Genomic DNA, 17,568 nt, shown 5'->3' on the forward strand with positions numbered 1-17,568 from the left:
ACATTAGCTTAAATTTTAGTGTATGGCTATGTGACAAATTGTCTCAGGGCTATTCATAAGACATTAAAAAGTGATATTTTGTACCGGAAAATTCGGTTCTAATGAATATTTCAGAGGAAATGGATGCTAGGCCATAAAAGTGAAGAATTTTGGAGAAGATTGGTCGGTACGGATATTGTTAGAATGATAGTAACTGACAGTTTTTTCGGTTAGAATCTTGAGCCGTCTTATCTTATGCCAATGAATCGGCATTATCTTTTTTAGAAAATTTTATGATTCTTATTCTTGTTCCAAATACCCGGCCTGATAGTCCGGAATATAAACAGCTGTTGGCGCATTTAGCCAATTTTTCGGGCATATCGACGCGCGTACATACTGAAGTTGGTGTCGAACAAACGTTGACGGAAATCTACCTGATTGGTAACACTAAAGTGTTATCAATTGAAGATGTCAGCTCTCTTCCTTGTGTTGACCGGGTTGTTCGTGTTTCTGAGGAATATCGTGTTTTAGGGCGGCATAAAAATGACGATCGACCAACATATTTTGATTATAACGGCGTTCGTTTTGGGCAAGATACGCTGAATGTATTTGCTGGATTATGTGCAGTCGATACCATTGAGCATGTTGAAATGATGATGAAGGCATTGCGTGAGCACGGACAGGTTTGCACCCGAATGGGCGCATACAAACCGCGTACCAGTCCTTATTCATTTCAAGGGCATGGTAAAACCTGCTTGCCGTATGTTTTTGATCTGGCAGGTAAATACGGCATTAAAGTGATTGCTATGGAGATTACGCATGAATCTCATTTGGAAGAAATACGCAATGCGCTGTATCAAACAGGTAATGCGACGGGTGTCATGCTGCAGATTGGAACCAGGAATACACAGAATTTCGAGTTGCTGAAAATTGTCGGTCGTCAGCAGAATTTCCCAGTGCTGATCAAGCGCGGTTTTGGTATAACTCTGGATGAATCTTTGAATGCTGCTGAATATTTGGCCTCGGAAGGAAATCGCAAAGTAGTTTTTGGGCTGCGCGGTATGAAAACAAATATGGGTGATCCGCATCGTAATTTTGTCGATTTTTCGCATGTACCTGTTGTCAGACGACTAACTCGCATGCCGGTCTGTATCGATCCTTCGCATTCCGTAGGTACGCGCGCAAGTTCGCCGGATGGTATTCTGGATGTTATGCATGTGACCGCCCAAGGTGTAACAGCGGGCGCCAATATGGTATTGGTTGATTTTCATCCGGCACCCAGTAAAGCATTGGTCGATGGGCCACAAGCATTGCTCATGAAAGAATTGCCGCAATTTCTCGAAGACATTCAGATTGCTCGAGAGGCTTATGAGAAGCGCGTTGCATTGGCCGAGCGGTATCGAGAGGAATGAAGATTGCCAAAATTTCGATGTCCGATATTCGCGTAGTTGAGTGCAGAATATCTATTACTGAAGCTGAATTGGCTATAAGCAGAATATCCATTATTGGAGAATAAACAAATGATCAAAGTATTACTCTCAAATCCAAGAGGTTTTTGTGCCGGCGTGGATCGTGCGATAGAAATTGTTGAACGGGCGCTGACAATGCATGGGGCGCCAATTTATGTACGCCACGAGGTTGTACATAATCGTTTTGTGGTTGAAGATTTGGAAAAGAAGGGAGCTGTTTTTGTAGAGAGTCTGGATGAGGTGCCGCAAGATAGTATTCTGATTTTCAGTGCGCATGGTGTATCGCATGCGGTACGGCGAGAGGCGGCAGATCGTCAATTGAAAGTATTCGATGCAACTTGTCCATTGGTTACCAAGGTTCATGTGGAAGTAGCCAAGATGCGCAAGGATGGGAAGGAAATTATTATGATCGGCCACCAGGGCCATCCGGAAGTCGAAGGTACGATGGGACAAATTGAAGGTGAAGACAGAGGAATGTATCTGGTAGAAACCGAATTGGATGTTGATACCCTAAAAGTTCAGGATGAGACCAACCTAGCTTATGTGACACAAACGACGCTGTCAGTCGACGATGCTGCGCGCATTGTCGATGCATTGAAACGACGATTTCCCATGATTACCGGCCCTAAGAAAGATGATATTTGCTATGCCACACAGAACCGTCAGGATGCCGTTAAAAAAATGGTTGATCAATGTGATTTGGTCATTGTGGTGGGCTCTCCCAATAGTTCAAACTCTAACCGGTTATGTGAAGTGGCACGGAATGCCAATGTGGAAGCCTATATGGTGGATCGCGCCGAGCAATTACAAGAGCAGTGGTTTGATGGGAAGAAAGTTATCGGTATTACTGCTGGCGCTTCAGCCCCAGAAATATTGGTACAACAGGTCATATCACGACTTAAGGAAATCGGAGCCGAGCAAATTGGTGAAGATGTGTTAATAGAGGAATTAAGCGGTGTCGTTGAGTCGGTTGTGTTTCCATTACCCAAAGCGTGATAGCTAACTGACATTCCACCCTGTCTGATATGGAGTGATATCAAATGGTTGCGGTACGTTTGTTATTTCATTAACCAGAATCTCAGCGCTGGCTGGTGCCATAGTCACGCCATAGCGAAAGTGACCGCTATTAATCAATAAATTGTGAATGACCGGATGCTTGCCTATAGTGGGTATATTGTTCGGTGAGCCTGGGCGTAACCCTGACCAGTGCTGGATTGCGGGCATGCTACAAAGTGATGGCAGAATAACTTGTGCATGTTTTAACAAGTGATCGCGTGCTGATGTCGTGGTCTGTTTATCAAACCCGACATCTTCAAGTGTGCTGCCAATGAGTAAATGACCATCGCGACGCGGAATGATATATAAATCATTTTGCACGATAATGGTGTGCACTGGTGGTGTATCAAATTTAAATAAGAGCATTTGTCCCCTTATTGGCCTGATATCCAGGCTAAGTGCGTGTACTCCCAATATCTCTCTGCTCCAAGCACCCGCGCAAACGATATAGTAGTCAGCAGTAAATTCACCACACGATGCAGTGATTGATTGTACTTGTCGGCGTGCAATATTAAGGCAATTGACCGCACAATCTTCTATGATTTTTCCACCTAATTGCATAACTCGCTTAATGAGTGCATGTAGTAGTCTTGGGTTACGCACTTGTGCAATATCCGGCAGGAATAAAGCGTGATCGTGCGTTTTGCCACGATAAGTTTTAGTACTGTTTTCGATGACAAGAGTATCAGATACTGCGCATTGTTCTATTTTAACCCCCCGTATTGAACACCACTGTTGTGCAATTTCATTATTGTAGGGCGGCAATACCAACATACCAGATGTTTCATATTCCGGATCAATTCCAGAAGCTTTTTGTAAAGCCGAAATCCAATCTGGAAATTGCTTGGCGCTGTAGCTGGCGAGTTGTGTGACATTATCGGAATAATCCCATGGGCAAAGTGGCGATAAGATACCACCACCTGCCCAGGATGATTCTTGTCCAGCTTTACTGCACTCTAGTATTGTGATTTTTGCGCCCTGTAATAAAAGACGCTCCGCTGTTGCAAGTCCAATAATTCCCGCACCAACTATGATTACATCGTGTTTCATGATGACGATAATGAGTCGAATAAGGTGATATAGCTGTAATTGTAACCTAGTGGAGTGATTCACTCTAAAAGGTACTTTTTCAGCTAGCTTCTGAGCGATCAATCGCAAGACCAGCTTTCAGGGAACTTTGGGGAATTATCTAGCATGGAACATTGCACTTAGATTTGCAGAATCCCAAAAAACACTCAAGTAAACCTAGATTTTGACCGTAGCTTCTAATAATTTTGGTTTGGAGTGCAAAGGGAAGAAGTGATTAGTCGAACCGTCAATATGGGTTTTACATTAATAGAACTACTAGTTACGTTAAGTGTGGCGAGTATTCTGCTAACGATGGCTGTACCCAATTATCGAGTATTTGTGCAAGATAGTCGATTGATAACACAGATAAATGGTTTTTCATCAGCTATGACACTTGCAAAAAATGAGGCTATTAAGAGAAGTAGTCCTGCGACAATTTGTCCGAGTACGAATGGTACGGATTGTGTTGGTGGAACTGTCTGGTCGAATGGCTGGATAGTTTTTTCAGATACGGATGGCGATGGTGCGGTGGATGTTGGTGAAGAGATTATTCATGTTGGTTCAGCATTGTCAGGTGGCAATACATTGACATCTAGTGGCGGCCGTACAAGAGTGACTTTCGCAGCAAGTGGCTTTTCGCTTGGTTTTAACACTACTTTTTCATTGTGTGACAGTCGTGGCATTAGCGCTTCACGAGCTTTAGTTCTCAGCAATCAAGGTCGCTTACGGAATGAAGTAGGAACGGGTGTATGTTAATGAATCCTAGTTTTAATTCTATTGGATCAATAAAACACTACGGTTTCAGTATGTTGGAAGTTCTAATTACTGTATTGATACTTTCTTTTGGATTGCTAGGAATGGCAAGCATGGTGACTACAGGTATGAAAAGCAATCTTACAGCGCATTATCGCTCAATTGCGACTCAACAAACGCAAGATATCGCAGATCGGATACGTGCCAATGTAACGGGTGTGCGTAATGGGTCATACAATGCGCTCGCAAACAATATTCCTGCTAGCAGCGATTGTGTTGTTGCAGTATGTGACACTGCTCAGATAGCTGTATATGACCATGCGCAGTGGAACACAGCAAATGCTAGATTGTTACCTGGCGGAACTGGAACAGTAGCCGGAAATTTGGCGGCCGGTTTTGTAATCACAGTCATGTGGACTGAAAAAGAAATGGGCGGTGCATTTGATCCTGGATGCCCAGGAGGTACGCCTGCTAATACGCGATGTTTCTTGACGAGATTCTCCCCATGAAACTGGTATCCATATCACATCATATCTGATCAAATATTCGTATGAGAAATTATTCTTTATCCAAAACACAACAAGGCTTTACCTTAGTTGAATTAATGATCGCTTTGACAATAAGCCTTGTGTTGCTGCTGGTTATTGGAACAACTTTTGTTAGCAGTCGTCAGGCCTTTCGTGTGCAAGAAGACAATGCGCGTATTCAAGAGAGTGGCCGTTTTGCATTAGAGATACTTGGGCGCAGTATTAAGCAAGCAGGGCATGCGGATATTCCGTTCACGGGTTTCAAAGTCGAGTTTGATGGAACAGCTATTAGTGGGACAGATGGTGCAGCGGGTGTGGCAGATACGCTTACTATACAATATGACGGCGCAATTAATGATAGGGACTGTGCCGGTAATCCAGTGACTGCAACAGGCAATATCATTCAGAATCATTTTAATATAGATGCAGTTAATGCACGATTACAATGCGCTGGAACTATTGCTGTCATACCGGTCGCACCCGGCGCTCCTCCTTCAGGTATAGAACTGGTCGAAAATGTAGAAGATCTCCAGATTTTGTATGGGATAGATACAGATGGGGATCAATCAGCAAACCAATACGTTGTGTTGCCAGCTAATTGGGATCAAGTCGTTACCGCTCGTGTTTGTGTGCTGGTTCGTTCTGAAAAGACCAATATTGTTGCTGCCGGCAGTTACTTGAATTGTAATGGTGTTGCAGTCGCTGTTCCAGCTGACCGGCGATTGAGGCGTATTTTCTCCGCCACATTCAATTTACGTAATCGAATCAATATCTCGCCATGATCACCAAATTTAGTCTGCCTCAAAAACAACGAGGTGCGGCGTTTGTTACGGGATTGATTTTTCTCGTTGTATTAACTTTGTTCGGTGTTACGGCGATGAAAACGGCTAGCATGGAAGAGCGTATGTCGGGTAATTTACGCGACCGAAATATTGCGCTTCAAGCAGCAGAAATGACGCTACGTTATGCGGAACAGCATATTCGTGATAATGACCCGACAACCAATACGCCGAGTTCTATTGATGGGGTGGTCGATTTTGACACTATTTGTACAGCGGGATTGTGTTACTACGGCACAGGGGTTGCAGCACCCGCTATTCCAGCCTGGATAACCTACTGTACTCCGAATTGTCCTATTAGCTACGTAGCTGGTACAGTTTTTAGAGTGGATGGTGTGGCCTATACAGCGCCAGCACTGCCCGTGGGTTTACTTGTAGCACCGACTTATATCATTGAGGGAATTAAAAAAACACCACCTGGCAGCGGTGAGCGCTATTACTATCGCATTACTGTGCGTGCACAGGGTGCCAGGCAAGGTACAGTGGTTCAATTACAGGAAATATTCAGGCCCTAGTGTTTGGCTATGGATAAATCAGAGAGGATGTTGAAATGATGCAAGAGAATTTGGTGCGTTCAATAATAGTGACTTGGTTTTTTTCCTTACAAATTTTCTGGGTTAGTCAGGTTTATGCATTGTCTCCATTATCGAATGGTCCTCTTTTCTTGGGCGGGAATATCTCACCCAATGTGATGTTTACCCTGGATGATTCGGGATCAATGCACTTCGAAATTATGCCGGAAAATTTGATTCTTCAAAGTGTGTACTACATGTTTCCTCGCGCATCAGGTGTTTATGGTGCTGATGATTACAGTAACTATGTCGTCGATTTTGACTCTGCTAACAAATATACTGCTTCATTACGTTCTAGTTATGTCAATAAAATTTATTATGATCCTACCGTAAGATACTTACCATGGAGTAATTCTGACGGATCGCTGATGAATAATGCTGATCCAACATGTGCTTATCACAATCCATTGAATACCGCAGCAGGCTGCCGCAATCTTACGGTTAATAACACACAAACTGCACGTTGGTTGCAAAGTGACGGAACTCGCTCTTCTAGTTTATCAAAAACTTTCTATCCCGCAGTGTATTACAAATATAACAGTGGCAGTATTAATGTGGCCAGTAGTTATACACAGATTGAAATCAAGTCTTCCACGTCTTCTTATGTTGGCGGAGCCAATCGCTCAGACTGTGCTACTGCACCTAACTGTACTTATAGTGAAGAGATTCAGAATTTTGCAAATTGGTATACTTATTATCGTTCTCGCGTATTATTAGCGCGTGCAGGTGTTGGTAGAGCGTTCGCCACGCAAGGGAATACCATGCGTGTTGGCTTTGCAGCTATAAATAAAGGTTCTACAACGATAGACGGTGTAGCAACAACAGTCGTAAAAAGTGGTGTAAGGCAATTTACTGGTACAGACAGAGCGAATTTCTTTACCAATCTTTATGACCATGATATTCCCGCAGCAGGAACGCCTTTGCGAGAAGCGATGATTAGTGTGGGGGAATACTTCAAGAGAACTGACGATAAAGGCCCTTGGGGTGAGACGCCAGGCTCAACCGGAGGCACGCAACATGCATGCCGTCAAAATTATAATATTCTGATGACGGATGGTTACTGGACTGAAGGTTCTGTATCGGGTTTGGATAATTCTGATAACCAGTCCGGTTCTAGTATCACAAATCATTCTTCACCGGCAACTCCAGCATCTTATACATATACTCCAGCTCTTCCTTATTCGGATGCTTATAGTGACACATTAGCGGATGCTGCAATGCAATATTGGAAAAATGATTTGCGAACGGATTTACTCAATAAAGTACCAACAAACCCTTCAGATCCTGCTTTCTGGCAACATATGGTTACTTTTACAGTGGGTTTGGGGGTCAGTGGGTCACGTACTACATTACCATCGGGATCGGAGTCATGGCCTGATCCAACTGCAACCGATGCGGCAAAAATAGATGATCTCTGGCATGCTGCCGTGAATGGTCGCGGTGCTTTTTTTAGTGCCGCAGATCCGACCATGTTTGCAAATGCTTTATCGAATACACTGTCACATATCATAGCGCGAACGGGTTCAGCTTCCGCGGTAGCTGCCAATTCCAATTCACTTACGACAAACGGACGTATTTACCAAGCGAAATTTAACAGTGGTGATTGGAGTGGACAGCTACTATCGATTCCTATTAATTCCGCCGGTACTCTGGGTGCTACAGAGTGGGAAGCCGGTTCAGTTTCACTTGCACCTACTACTGTTAATCCGACATCGCGTGTTGTGATTACAAAAGGTAGTACCGATGGAGTTGTTTTCGAATATGCTAACTTAATAGCTTCTCAGAAAACCCTACTTAATAAAAATGCAGCCGGTACTGTTGATAATTGCGGGCCGGAAAGAGTCGCTTTTATGCGTGGCAGCAGTACTAATGAAGGCTCAAGTGGAACATTCAGTTGCGCTAGCGCTACGACGGTGAATAAATTCCGTAGCCGTACTACTAGCAAGTTAGGCGATATTATTAATTCTGGGCCTTTCTATGTGGGTAAACCCAGCGCTGGTTTTTCTAATGTAGACCATGCAGGCTATGCTGCATTCAGTGCTGCCTATAAGAATCGGTTGCCAATGGTATATGTTGGTGCAAATGACGGTATTTTACACGGCTTCAATGCATGTATTCCTGGAGTAACATCAGGTTGTGCGGCTGCAGACGCTGGGAAGGAATTGATTACTTATATTCCCAACGCAGTATATGCAAATTTAAGTCGATTGACCGACAAAGATTACAATGCCAGTCATCGGTATTTCGTCGATGGCTCCCCCATGGTGGCTGATGCGTACAACAATTCTACGTCAAGCTGGAGAAGTGTATTGGTCGGCAGTCTAAATGGGGGCGGCAAAGGTTTCTATGCGCTTGATGTAACCAATCCGTCGGATACATCTCAGTCAGCGCCCATCTTTTCCGCTGCGAATGCAGCGAGTCTGGTTCTTTGGGAATTCTCTGATGCTGATGATGTGGATATGGGCTATAGCTACAATCAACCGGCAGTAAATCCATTTAACGGACAGGCCAAACAAATCGTGAAAATGGAAAATGGGCAATGGGCAGTTGTCGTTGGCAATGGTTATAACAGTGACAACGGTAAGGCAGTGCTTTATATACTTTTTATAACGGGGGGAGAAGATGGTAGCTGGACCATCGGCACAGATTACATCAAGCTGGTTGCCAACACAGGTCCAAGTAATGGTCTTTCTACACCGATTCCCTTTGATTCTAATGGAAATGGTAAGGTCGATGTCGTTTATGCGGGTGACATCAAGGGCAATTTATGGAAATTTGATGTGAGCTCTGCAACTCCTGCGAGCTGGAATGTGGCAATAAGCGGTTTGCCATTATTTATTTCTGGTACCAGTAAGCCCATTATCGCTCCACCTGTTGTTAGTTTCCATCCGAAAGGGGGGCAACTGGTCTTGTTTGGTACGGGTAAATATCTTGAGACAGGCGATACTACCAATACCGCGACACAAACTATTTACGCAGTATGGGACTACAACACCACAGCCACGGTAACAGCTGGCAATCTAGTGCAGCAGGTGCTAACGGATGCTGCAACCCGAACAGCAACACAAAACCTGGTGACTTATTCTGCCACAATAAAAGGATGGTACTTAAATTTGCCGATCAGCGGTGAACGTATAACCGGCGTACCGAGTTTGGAAGACGGTTTATTTACATTTACTACGATCGTACCATCCACGTCGCCGTGTGATTTTGGTGGAAGGGGGTTTGTAAATACGATTGATTTCTTGACAGGTGGCATGCTTCCCTTTGCTGCATTTGATATTAATAGAAATAGAACTATTGGATATGATGATGGCCTGTCAGCAGGTATCGAAATCGGTTTTTCTGTAGGGGGCGTGACGAGAATTAGAGGAACATCGGATGATGTTTTAGTGTCTTCCAGGGCCGATGGTACGCTAATTCAAACGCCTGCTACAAAAGGTCTTGCAGGGCTTCGCGGACGGATTACTTGGCATGAACTGGTACAGTAATTTTATGGGAGTATATAAGTCGCGTTTGCCGAGTCATTGTAGTGATCGTACTTCAGTAAGAAGAGCGGTCTATGAAATTTGGATTATGAAGGATTAAGGTTGTGCACTCTGGAGAAAATATTATGAGATTAAGCGGTTTTACACTTATTGAGTTATTAATCACAATTGCAATCATTGGTATTCTCGCATCTGTTGCTTTTCCTTCTTACCAAGATTACGTGAGAAATTCCAACCGTGCTGTGGCTAAGTCAATACTTTATGAGAATGCTCAATTTCTAGAACGATTCTATACAGAGAATAACCAGTATGATGCGAGTGTAGGAGCGGATGGTATCGCCAATACGGGTGATGATGTCGCCGTTGTTTTACCTATATTACAATCACCACGAACAGGAACTGTTCAGTACAATGTTACCCTGCAGGCCGTAGCAAATGCGAATTTTACACTCCAAGCAGTTCCAGTTGGCACAATGACCGGTGATATTTGTGGGACGCTTACGCTGACAAATGCCGGAGCACAAGGTGCCGGAGGTAATATTGCAACGTGTTGGAATCGATAGTAAATGCGCAAATACAAATGTAAGTAACTGGGGGTATTCTATTGATTAATAAATAGATTGTTTACTCTCTGATTTCCTGTTCAATCTGATCAGCCGTAACATGCCGCACATCTTTGCCTTTTACCATGTAAACAACGTATTCAGACATGTTCTTTGCATGATCTCCAATGCGCTCAATTGCTTTGGCGACAAATACGATTTCCAGGCAAGTGGAGATTTTTCTTGGATCTTCCATCATGAATGTAATTAATTGGCGCAAGATGGAACGGAATTCTTCATCGACAAATTCATCCTGCCGTACAATTTGCGCCGCTGCATTCAAATCTAATCGGGCAAAGGAATCCAGCGCTTTGTGCAGCATATCCATAGCGATACTGGCGACGTGCTTAATTTCATTAAAGCGTGGTATGTGCATACGATCTGACGCATAGATTAGCTTTGCCATTCGTGCAATTTTTGCAGCTTCGTCACCGATGCGCTCCAAATCAGTAATAGTTTTGATAACCATCATGATCAAACGTAAATCGCTTGCCGTTGGTTGCCGGCGCGCAATAATCTGATTACAGATTTCATCAATAGAAACTTCCATTGCATTGACGCGGTGATCACGTGTGATCACCTGGTCGATCAGTTCTTCATTGCCAGTGGTTAAAGCCTCAATGGCATACTCGATTTGTTCTTCAACAAAGCCACCCATCTGCAAAACACGAGTACGCACTTCTTCAAGATCAGCATCAAACTGCTTGGAAATATGTTCTTTGTTAGCCATGGTTTGCCTTTTTATGAGTGGAAGTTGTTATGTGCTAGTGTTCTTTAGCTATTTCATAAATCAGAGAGTAATTGTCTTTACCCCATTATCAGTGCCTAGTAGCAACATGTCGGCTGAGCGCCGAGCAAAAAGGCCATTCGTTACAACACCAGTAATCTGATTAAGCTTTGCTTCCAGCTCAACCGGATTCATGATCTGTAAACCATGTACATCCAGAATAACGTTACCATTATCGGTGACGAAACCTTGACGTAGAGCCGGATGTCCTCCCAGCAACACGATCTCTCGCGCAACATAACTGCGTGCCATTGGAATGACCTCAATAGGCAACGGGAAATTGCCAAGAATATTCACTAGCTTGCTCTGATCGGTAATACAAATGAATTTTCGTGCAACCGCTGCGACAATTTTCTCCCGAGTCAATGCACCGCCGCCGCCTTTGATCATGTGCAAGTGCTCGGTGATCTCATCCGCACCATCGACATATACGGGCATATCAATGACATTATTGAGATCAAATACTTCAATACTATGACTTTTGAGGCGTTGCGCAGTTGCATCGGAACTCGCGACGGCCCCTTCAATTTTATGCTTGATTTTAGCTAATTCGTCAATGAAGTAATTGGCGGTAGAGCCTGTGCCTACCCCAACAATACAATCAAACGGAATATGCTGGATTGCAGCTGCTGCAGCTGCGCGCTTTTGTTCGTCTTGTGTCATTATGACCTTTCTTTTTTGACAAAAATTAATAGTGCTTATCAGGATAGCGTTATCTGCTAATTTAAACAATGCTTCTGATTGCTGCATGTAAAATCTGGAAGGCCTGAAAGGAAATGTACAAAAATATTGCGGCAATAAGCTATCAAGGTGGATGTTAAACAGATTGGATTAAAATGTAATTTTTGCATAGTGTTATCAGAAAAACGGATCAAACTCAGGTGCAGGAATCCGATAGCCTTTGAGCCACGACTTGAATTGCTTCACATCGTTGAATAGCATTAAATCATGCTGAATGCGGCTGATTTGGTTTTGCAGCCTACGAATGTCTTCATTGAGTAGAACAAACAACCGCTTAGGCGATAGGTGTTCATACGGTGCAAGCCCGGTCATCCCTTTGATACTCAATTCCATTTGCATCACTTCTTGCTGAAGCTCTTCCAATTGATTTTGCAAAATGGTGTTGTAATGCTTCAGACGATCGTCGGCAATGTTGTTAATTTTACTCTGGTCAATTTGTTCAACGCTCAGTTGTAATTCCAGAAGTTGCAGCAGATCTTTTTTGCCATAAGCTACCGTTACTTTCTGCATTAATTCAGTTTTACGTTCGCGCTCTACTGGATCAAGCTCGCGGTCTGGATGCAGTGCTGCCACCAGTTGCCGGTAAACCGCCTGAATCGATTTGCTGACGATCGCCTCTTCTTCCTGTTCATGCGCTTCCTCTGCCAATTGTTTGGCGGATTTTTTACGCTTGGAGCGGGATTCCCGAGTGCGCCGCTCCTGCTCCTGCATTTTCTCCGCTAAACGCGCTGATGTTCCTTCAAGGTCGGAAAAATCAAATTCCTCATCATCCAATTCGACGCCGAATTTTTGTTCGAACATGGATTTCAGTAACTCATGGGTCATCTCATTGTCTTCCAATGCTGCATCATCATAATTCTGCCCACTGTAATAGTCATAAAGCGGCTTCAAATCGTCACGTCCGTGCTGGCTGATCAGCGTCTCACTGATGCTGGTGATCAAATGTGCAATTTTGTCCTGCTGGTTATGGGCAAATTTCTGGGTTGTGTACAAAGTATCTAGTAGCATCACCATCTTGGCTTGCTGATCGCGGAGTGTATCGTGTAGCGGCATCAGTTTGCTGGCAATTTTCTGCTGATATTGAGGGATCGTTTCCTGCCACGTGGCCAGCAGTTTCTTCTGAGCATCAATCTTCTGAATTAAGCGATTGAATTTTTTCTGTGCAGGGGAAAGACACGCTTGTTGTTGGCTTTCCTCGATACGGACAACTTTGGTTTGGGGATGTGACATACCTGATTAATTCTTACAATAAATGGCCATTTAATAAGTATAAACTACCCGTCCGGCTTGCAAACTGCAATATGCCGGATCAGCCCATTCGGAGTAAAGTAAATACGTTCCAGTCCATACCGTTTCACTTGCTCGCCGGAAGATGTATCCACGCCGGTCATGATAAATGTAAATTCCACACCGTTATTTTCAATATTGCGATATTCCGCTACTTCCCAATGCGCATCGGAGAAACGGTTGAAGAAACCGGCCATCATGGTATGAATGGTGTCACTGCCTTTGTATTCGCCGAAGTAGGCGGAATGATAGGTGGCATCGTCGGCAAATAAGGGTCTGATGAGCGGCAGATTGTGGTCGTTGGATAAGGCGACGTAGTGTTTTGCCCATTCAATCGGTTTATTTGTATGCATCGAGTTTTTACCTGTCAAAGCATCCACACAGTTGTGCGCTGCCAATCATACTGACTTCGATTCCGCGCGGGTGAAAATCCATTCATTTTTGCCACTGTCGTTTTCACTAAACTGATAACCTGCCACATCAAAGCGCTGGATGTCTTCGGGGTTTGTGAGTTTGTTCTGAATGATGTAGCGGCTCATCAAACCACGGGCTTTCTTGGCGAAGAAACTGATGATTTTATAAACACCATTTTTCTGATCTTTGAATACCGGTGTGATGATGCGCGCGTTCAATGTATTGGGTTGGATAGATTGAAAATATTCAATGGAAGCCAAGTTGACCAGAATGTCTGATTTTTGTTTCTTTAATTCCTGATTGAGTGCCTGAGTGATTTTATCCCCCCAGAATTCATACAGGTTACTGCCGCGTGAATTCTTGAACTGAGTACCCATTTCCAGCCGGTAAGCCTGAATCAGATCTAATGGGCGCAACACACCATACAATCCGGACAAAATGCGCAGATGATCCTGCGCAAAAGCCAATTCTGCCGCAGTGAGTGTATCTGCATCCAGACCCATATAAACATCCCCTTTGAAAGCGAGCACTGCCTGTTTGGCATTTTTGAGCGTGAATGGGCGTTTCCAGGCGTAATAGCGGTTTGAATTCAAAAGCGCCAGTTTGGGGCTAATCGACATCAGCTTACCGATTTGATCCGGTTCCAGTTTCCGGAGCTCGTTGATCAGTTCCGCGGAATCATCGAGAAAACCGGGCTGCGTATGTTCATGCGTGATGGGTGGCGTTTCAAAATCCAGCGTTTTAGCCGGCGAAATAACAATCATCATATGGTTTTATCCTGAAATAAAAAATACTATCAGATTTTCTCTCTGAACAAGGATGATTGGTGATTGAGCCAAATAGCCCTAACCGATATTTGAGCCCCCGGTTTTATGATGTATGCTGGTCGTTCGATACCAATAACCAGTTGATTGATGATGAACATTATCCCAGAAATTCAGGCGCTACATGCCGACATGCGTCGCTGGCGCAGACAAGTACACCAATATCCGGAAACCGCTTTTGAAGAAACCGCAACGGCGCGGTTGATAGCTGAGCAATTGCAACAAACCGGTATCGAAGTGCATCAGGGTTTGGCCAAAACCGGCGTTGTCGGGATTTTGCGTCGCGGCAGCGGTACCAACAGCATTGCCCTGCGCGCCGATATGGATGCGCTATTTATCCAAGAGCAAAACCGCTTTGAACACGCATCCCGCCATAACGGTAAAATGCATGCCTGTGGTCATGATGGGCATTGCGCCATGTTACTCGGAGCAGCTCATTATCTCGCTAGCCATGGTCGTTTTAACGGGACTGTTTATTTCATTTTTCAACCGGCGGAAGAATGCCGGGCGGGTGCCCACCAGATGATCAGCGAAGGCCTGTTCGAACAATTTCCGGCGCAACGGGTTTTCGGCATGCATAATTTTCCGGATATTCCAGCCGGTCATTTTGCGGTCAAGACCGGGCCCATGATGGCCTCGTTCGATTGCTTTGAAATCAATCTCAGCGGCCAAGCCACCCATGCCGCGATGCCGCATTTGGGGAACGATGTGTTGGTTGCTGCGGCGCACTTGATCACTCAATTGCAAACCATCGTCAGCCGCCAGATCGACCCCGCCGATGCCGCCGTGGTCAGCGTCACCCAGATTCACGGCGGCAGCACCTGGAATGCGCTGCCGGATTCCGCAGTGATACGAGGAACGTTTCGCTGCTTCAAAAATTCCGTTCGCGCGCAATTGGAACAAAGCATTAACTATCTTGCGCAGAGTGTTGCACACGGTTTCAGGATTCACGCCGACATTCGTTTTAATCCTGAAAATCCCGGCTATCCGGTTACAGTTAACAGCCCGATTGAGACCGCCAGCGCGATCCGGGCGGCAACCGCCGTTGCCGGCGCCAGCGGCGTCGATACAGCACCGACCCCCAGCTTGGGCGCCGAGGATTTTGCTTTTATGCTGCAGCAAAAGCCTGGCTGCTATATCTGGATTGGCAATGGTAGTTCGGAAGGTAGCTGTCTATTGCATAATCCGAACTACGATTTTAATGATGGGATTTTAACCCTTGGTGCTGCGTATTGGGTTAGGCTGGTGGAGAATGAGCTGCCAGAATAGTTTCTAAAATTCTGAAAATTGATATTTAATTCGATAGCTTTTCGATATCGGAAGTGAATCCGCCTGATCTTATATAGCCATGCAGTTCGTATGACAGTTTAGCTTTATTGTAACTGTAGAAAAATCGACGCTTCAGTTATTCCCACCCAATCTCTGAATCAATTCCTTAATCCGCGCTACCCGCTTATTCACATCCGCAATCTGCACTTGGATTTTCAGGCGATCCGGGCCGGAGAGTGAATATTCGCGGCTGCTTTGAATCAGTTTGATGATTTCCGCCGGATTCACCGGGGGATTGGGGATAAATTGAATCAGAATGCTTTCCGTGTTGGCGTCGATGCGGGTGATGCCGAGCGGTTTGGCGGCGATGCGCAAGCGGTGGCAATCGAGTAGTGCGCGTGCCGGATTCGGCAGCAGACCGAAGCGGTCGATCAGTTCGCGTTGCATGTCGTCGAGTTGTTCGTCATCGTTGCAATTGGCCATGCGCTTGTACAGCACCAAGCGTTCGTGGATGTCGTGGCAATAATCTTCCGGCAATAACGCCGGAACATGCAGGTTGATCTCTGTCGCAACGCCCAATGGGTGCTGCATATCGGGTTCTTTGCCTTGTTTTAAGGATTGGATGGCAGAATCCAGCATGGAGCTGTACAGGCTGAAACCGACTTCCTGCATTTCCCCGCTTTGCGATTCGCTCAGCACCGCGCCGGCGCCGCGGATTTCCAGGTCGTGCATCGCCAGATAAAAGCCGGAACCGAGTTCTTCCATCGCTTGAATCGCTTCCAGACGTTTCTTGGCCTGTCCGCCGAGTGCTTCTTCAGGTGGCGTCAGCAGATACGCATAAGCCTGGTGATGCGAACGTCCTACCCGGCCACGCAACTGGTGTAATTGTGCCAAGCCGAATTTATGGGCGTTGTTGATGATGATGGTGTTGGCGCTGGGAATGTCGATGCCGGTTTCAATGATGGTGGTGCATAACAGAATATTAAACCGTTGCTGGTAAAAATCGCGCATGACATGTTCCAGTTCGCGTTCCGGCATTTGTCCGTGGGCGATATTGATGCGCGCTTCCGGCAGCAGCCCGGTGAGCTTTTCGTACATCAACTGAATCGTGTTGACTTCATTGTGCAGGAAGTAAATTTGCCCGCCGCGTTTCAGTTCGCGCAAACAGGCTTCGCGAATGATACCCAGCGAAAAACTGCTGACAAAGGTGCGGATGGCCAAACGGCGTTGCGGTGCGGTGGCGATGATGGAGAAATCGCGCAAACCTTCCAGCGACATCGCCAGGGTGCGTGGAATCGGCGTGGCGGTGAGCGTCAGCACGTCGACTTCGGCGCGCAATTTTTTGAGCTGCTCCTTTTGCCGCACGCCAAAACGATGCTCTTCGTCAATGATGACCAAGCCCAGATTCTTGAAATGGACGTCTTTCTGAATCAGCTTGTGCGTGCCGATGATGATGTCGATTTCGCCTTTGGCCAAACCGGCTAGCGCTTGCGTTTGTTCCTTGGCGGAGCGGAAGCGCGACAGTTCGGCGATTTTGACCGGCCATTGGTCGGCAATCAGGCTAAAACGGTCGGAGAAATTCTGGAAGTGCTGTTCCGCCAATAGTGTGGTAGGTACTAAAACCGCAACTTGCTTGCCGTCGGCCACCGCAATAAAAGCCGCGCGTAACGCCACTTCGGTTTTGCCGAATCCGACATCGCCGCATATCAGCCGATCCATGGGCTTCCCGGAAGTCAAATCGGCAATCACCGCCTTGATTGCCGCTGCCTGATCGGCGGTTTCCTCGAAACCGAAGCCTTCGGCGAAAGCGTCGTAATCATGCTGCCTGAGTGCAAAGGTATGGCCTTCACGGGCGGCGCGCTGGGCGTACAGATTCAGCAATTCCGCCGCCGT

The 17,568-nt window shown here is 45.6% G+C and carries 16 protein-coding genes; 9 read left to right on the plus strand and 7 right to left on the minus strand.

Annotated elements, in window-relative coordinates; all coding sequences use genetic code 11:
• The first annotated feature begins 272 nt into the window (after nucleotides 1–272).
• Both Q0K92_RS11795 and ispH read left to right on the plus strand, forming a co-directional pair.
• Complete coding sequence (locus Q0K92_RS11795; RefSeq protein WP_297325993.1) at nucleotides 273–1,391, plus strand: 3-deoxy-7-phosphoheptulonate synthase; 1,119 nt, start codon at nucleotides 273–275, stop codon at nucleotides 1,389–1,391.
• Between the two features lie 108 nt (nucleotides 1,392–1,499).
• The gene (gene ispH, locus Q0K92_RS11800; protein ID WP_297325994.1) at nucleotides 1,500–2,444 is read left to right on the plus strand and encodes a 4-hydroxy-3-methylbut-2-enyl diphosphate reductase; all 945 of its coding nucleotides are present in this window, start codon (nucleotides 1,500–1,502) and stop codon (nucleotides 2,442–2,444) included.
• 3 nt (nucleotides 2,445–2,447) lie between these two features.
• Here ispH and thiO read toward each other — a convergent pair whose 3' ends face one another.
• Nucleotides 2,448–3,554, minus strand: a complete 1,107-nt coding sequence (gene thiO, locus Q0K92_RS11805) for a glycine oxidase ThiO (RefSeq protein ID WP_297325995.1) — start codon at nucleotides 3,552–3,554, stop codon at nucleotides 2,448–2,450.
• A 270-nt stretch (nucleotides 3,555–3,824) separates the two neighbouring features.
• Here thiO and Q0K92_RS11810 point away from each other — a divergent pair, with 270 nt between their 5' ends.
• The 6 genes from Q0K92_RS11810 (at nucleotide 3,825) to Q0K92_RS11835 (ending at nucleotide 10,314) form a co-directional block, all read left to right on the plus strand.
• Nucleotides 3,825–4,328: a GspH/FimT family pseudopilin gene (locus Q0K92_RS11810; protein WP_297326006.1), complete on the plus strand. Its 504-nt coding sequence runs from the start codon at nucleotides 3,825–3,827 to the stop codon at nucleotides 4,326–4,328.
• A complete protein-coding gene (gene pilV, locus Q0K92_RS11815) occupies nucleotides 4,328–4,834 on the plus strand; it encodes a type IV pilus modification protein PilV (protein WP_297326007.1) in 507 nt (168 codons plus the stop codon). Before Q0K92_RS11810 ends, pilV begins: the two co-directional genes overlap by 1 nt.
• Before the next feature lie 41 nt (nucleotides 4,835–4,875).
• Nucleotides 4,876–5,634: a PilW family protein gene (locus tag Q0K92_RS11820; RefSeq protein ID WP_297325996.1), complete on the plus strand. Its 759-nt coding sequence runs from the start codon at nucleotides 4,876–4,878 to the stop codon at nucleotides 5,632–5,634.
• On the plus strand, nucleotides 5,631–6,206 hold the full coding sequence (locus Q0K92_RS11825; RefSeq protein WP_297325997.1) for a PilX N-terminal domain-containing pilus assembly protein: 576 nt from the start codon (nucleotides 5,631–5,633) through the stop codon (nucleotides 6,204–6,206). The genes Q0K92_RS11820 and Q0K92_RS11825 overlap by 4 nt, the downstream gene beginning before the upstream one ends.
• A gap of 35 nt (nucleotides 6,207–6,241) precedes the next feature.
• Nucleotides 6,242–9,754: a PilC/PilY family type IV pilus protein gene (locus Q0K92_RS11830; protein ID WP_297325998.1), complete on the plus strand. Its 3,513-nt coding sequence runs from the start codon at nucleotides 6,242–6,244 to the stop codon at nucleotides 9,752–9,754.
• A 101-nt stretch (nucleotides 9,755–9,855) separates the two neighbouring features.
• A complete protein-coding gene (locus Q0K92_RS11835) occupies nucleotides 9,856–10,314 on the plus strand; it encodes a type IV pilin protein (RefSeq protein WP_297325999.1) in 459 nt (152 codons plus the stop codon).
• Nucleotides 10,315–10,375: 61 nt separating this feature from the next.
• On the opposite strand, the gene phoU is transcribed toward Q0K92_RS11835, so the two are convergent.
• From phoU to yaaA, 5 genes are all read right to left on the minus strand, one after another.
• Entirely contained in the window at nucleotides 10,376–11,083 is a 708-nt protein-coding gene (gene phoU, locus Q0K92_RS11840; RefSeq protein WP_110339843.1) for a phosphate signaling complex protein PhoU, read from the minus strand.
• 60 nt (nucleotides 11,084–11,143) lie between these two features.
• Nucleotides 11,144–11,803, minus strand: a complete 660-nt coding sequence (gene rpiA, locus Q0K92_RS11845; RefSeq protein WP_297326000.1) for a ribose-5-phosphate isomerase RpiA — start codon at nucleotides 11,801–11,803, stop codon at nucleotides 11,144–11,146.
• 195 nt (nucleotides 11,804–11,998) lie between these two features.
• On the minus strand, nucleotides 11,999–13,111 hold the full coding sequence (locus Q0K92_RS11850; protein ID WP_297326001.1) for a molecular chaperone DnaJ: 1,113 nt from the start codon (nucleotides 13,109–13,111) through the stop codon (nucleotides 11,999–12,001).
• 44 nt (nucleotides 13,112–13,155) lie between these two features.
• A complete protein-coding gene (locus Q0K92_RS11855; RefSeq protein ID WP_297326002.1) occupies nucleotides 13,156–13,521 on the minus strand; it encodes a nuclear transport factor 2 family protein in 366 nt (121 codons plus the stop codon).
• 45 nt (nucleotides 13,522–13,566) lie between these two features.
• Nucleotides 13,567–14,349, minus strand: a complete 783-nt coding sequence (gene yaaA, locus Q0K92_RS11860; protein WP_297326003.1) for a peroxide stress protein YaaA — start codon at nucleotides 14,347–14,349, stop codon at nucleotides 13,567–13,569.
• A 147-nt stretch (nucleotides 14,350–14,496) separates the two neighbouring features.
• Between yaaA and Q0K92_RS11865 the strand changes: the two genes are divergently transcribed.
• A complete protein-coding gene (locus Q0K92_RS11865; RefSeq protein WP_297326004.1) occupies nucleotides 14,497–15,675 on the plus strand; it encodes a M20 aminoacylase family protein in 1,179 nt (392 codons plus the stop codon).
• Nucleotides 15,676–15,807: 132 nt separating this feature from the next.
• Here the strand turns inward: Q0K92_RS11865 and Q0K92_RS11870 are convergent.
• Nucleotides 15,808–17,568 (minus strand): TRCF domain-containing protein (locus Q0K92_RS11870; protein ID WP_297326005.1); only part of this gene is annotated, 1,761 nt, incomplete at its 5' end.

Source organism: Nitrosomonas sp. (genome assembly GCF_024282095.1).
Taxonomy (GTDB): domain Bacteria; phylum Pseudomonadota; class Gammaproteobacteria; order Burkholderiales; family Nitrosomonadaceae; genus Nitrosomonas.

What these genes read in the sequence shown, in the direction of transcription:
- Q0K92_RS11795 (WP_297325993.1), top strand. Translation starts at nt 273, where the DNA reads ATGATTCTTATTCTTGTTCCAAATACCCGGCCTGATAGTCCGGAATAT.
- rpiA (WP_297326000.1), bottom strand. Translation starts at nt 11,803, where the DNA reads ATGACACAAGACGAACAAAAGCGCGCAGCTGCAGCAGCTGCAATCCAG.
- thiO (WP_297325995.1), bottom strand. Translation starts at nt 3,554, where the DNA reads ATGAAACACGATGTAATCATAGTTGGTGCGGGAATTATTGGACTTGCA.
- phoU (WP_110339843.1), bottom strand. Translation starts at nt 11,083, where the DNA reads ATGGCTAACAAAGAACATATTTCCAAGCAGTTTGATGCTGATCTTGAA.
- yaaA (WP_297326003.1), bottom strand. Translation starts at nt 14,349, where the DNA reads ATGATGATTGTTATTTCGCCGGCTAAAACGCTGGATTTTGAAACGCCA.
- pilV (WP_297326007.1), top strand. Translation starts at nt 4,328, where the DNA reads ATGAATCCTAGTTTTAATTCTATTGGATCAATAAAACACTACGGTTTC.
- Q0K92_RS11830 (WP_297325998.1), top strand. Translation starts at nt 6,242, where the DNA reads ATGATGCAAGAGAATTTGGTGCGTTCAATAATAGTGACTTGGTTTTTT.
- Q0K92_RS11825 (WP_297325997.1), top strand. Translation starts at nt 5,631, where the DNA reads ATGATCACCAAATTTAGTCTGCCTCAAAAACAACGAGGTGCGGCGTTT.
- Q0K92_RS11810 (WP_297326006.1), top strand. Translation starts at nt 3,825, where the DNA reads ATGGGTTTTACATTAATAGAACTACTAGTTACGTTAAGTGTGGCGAGT.
- ispH (WP_297325994.1), top strand. Translation starts at nt 1,500, where the DNA reads ATGATCAAAGTATTACTCTCAAATCCAAGAGGTTTTTGTGCCGGCGTG.
- Q0K92_RS11865 (WP_297326004.1), top strand. Translation starts at nt 14,497, where the DNA reads ATGATGAACATTATCCCAGAAATTCAGGCGCTACATGCCGACATGCGT.
- Q0K92_RS11820 (WP_297325996.1), top strand. Translation starts at nt 4,876, where the DNA reads ATGAGAAATTATTCTTTATCCAAAACACAACAAGGCTTTACCTTAGTT.
- Q0K92_RS11850 (WP_297326001.1), bottom strand. Translation starts at nt 13,111, where the DNA reads ATGTCACATCCCCAAACCAAAGTTGTCCGTATCGAGGAAAGCCAACAA.
- Q0K92_RS11855 (WP_297326002.1), bottom strand. Translation starts at nt 13,521, where the DNA reads ATGCATACAAATAAACCGATTGAATGGGCAAAACACTACGTCGCCTTA.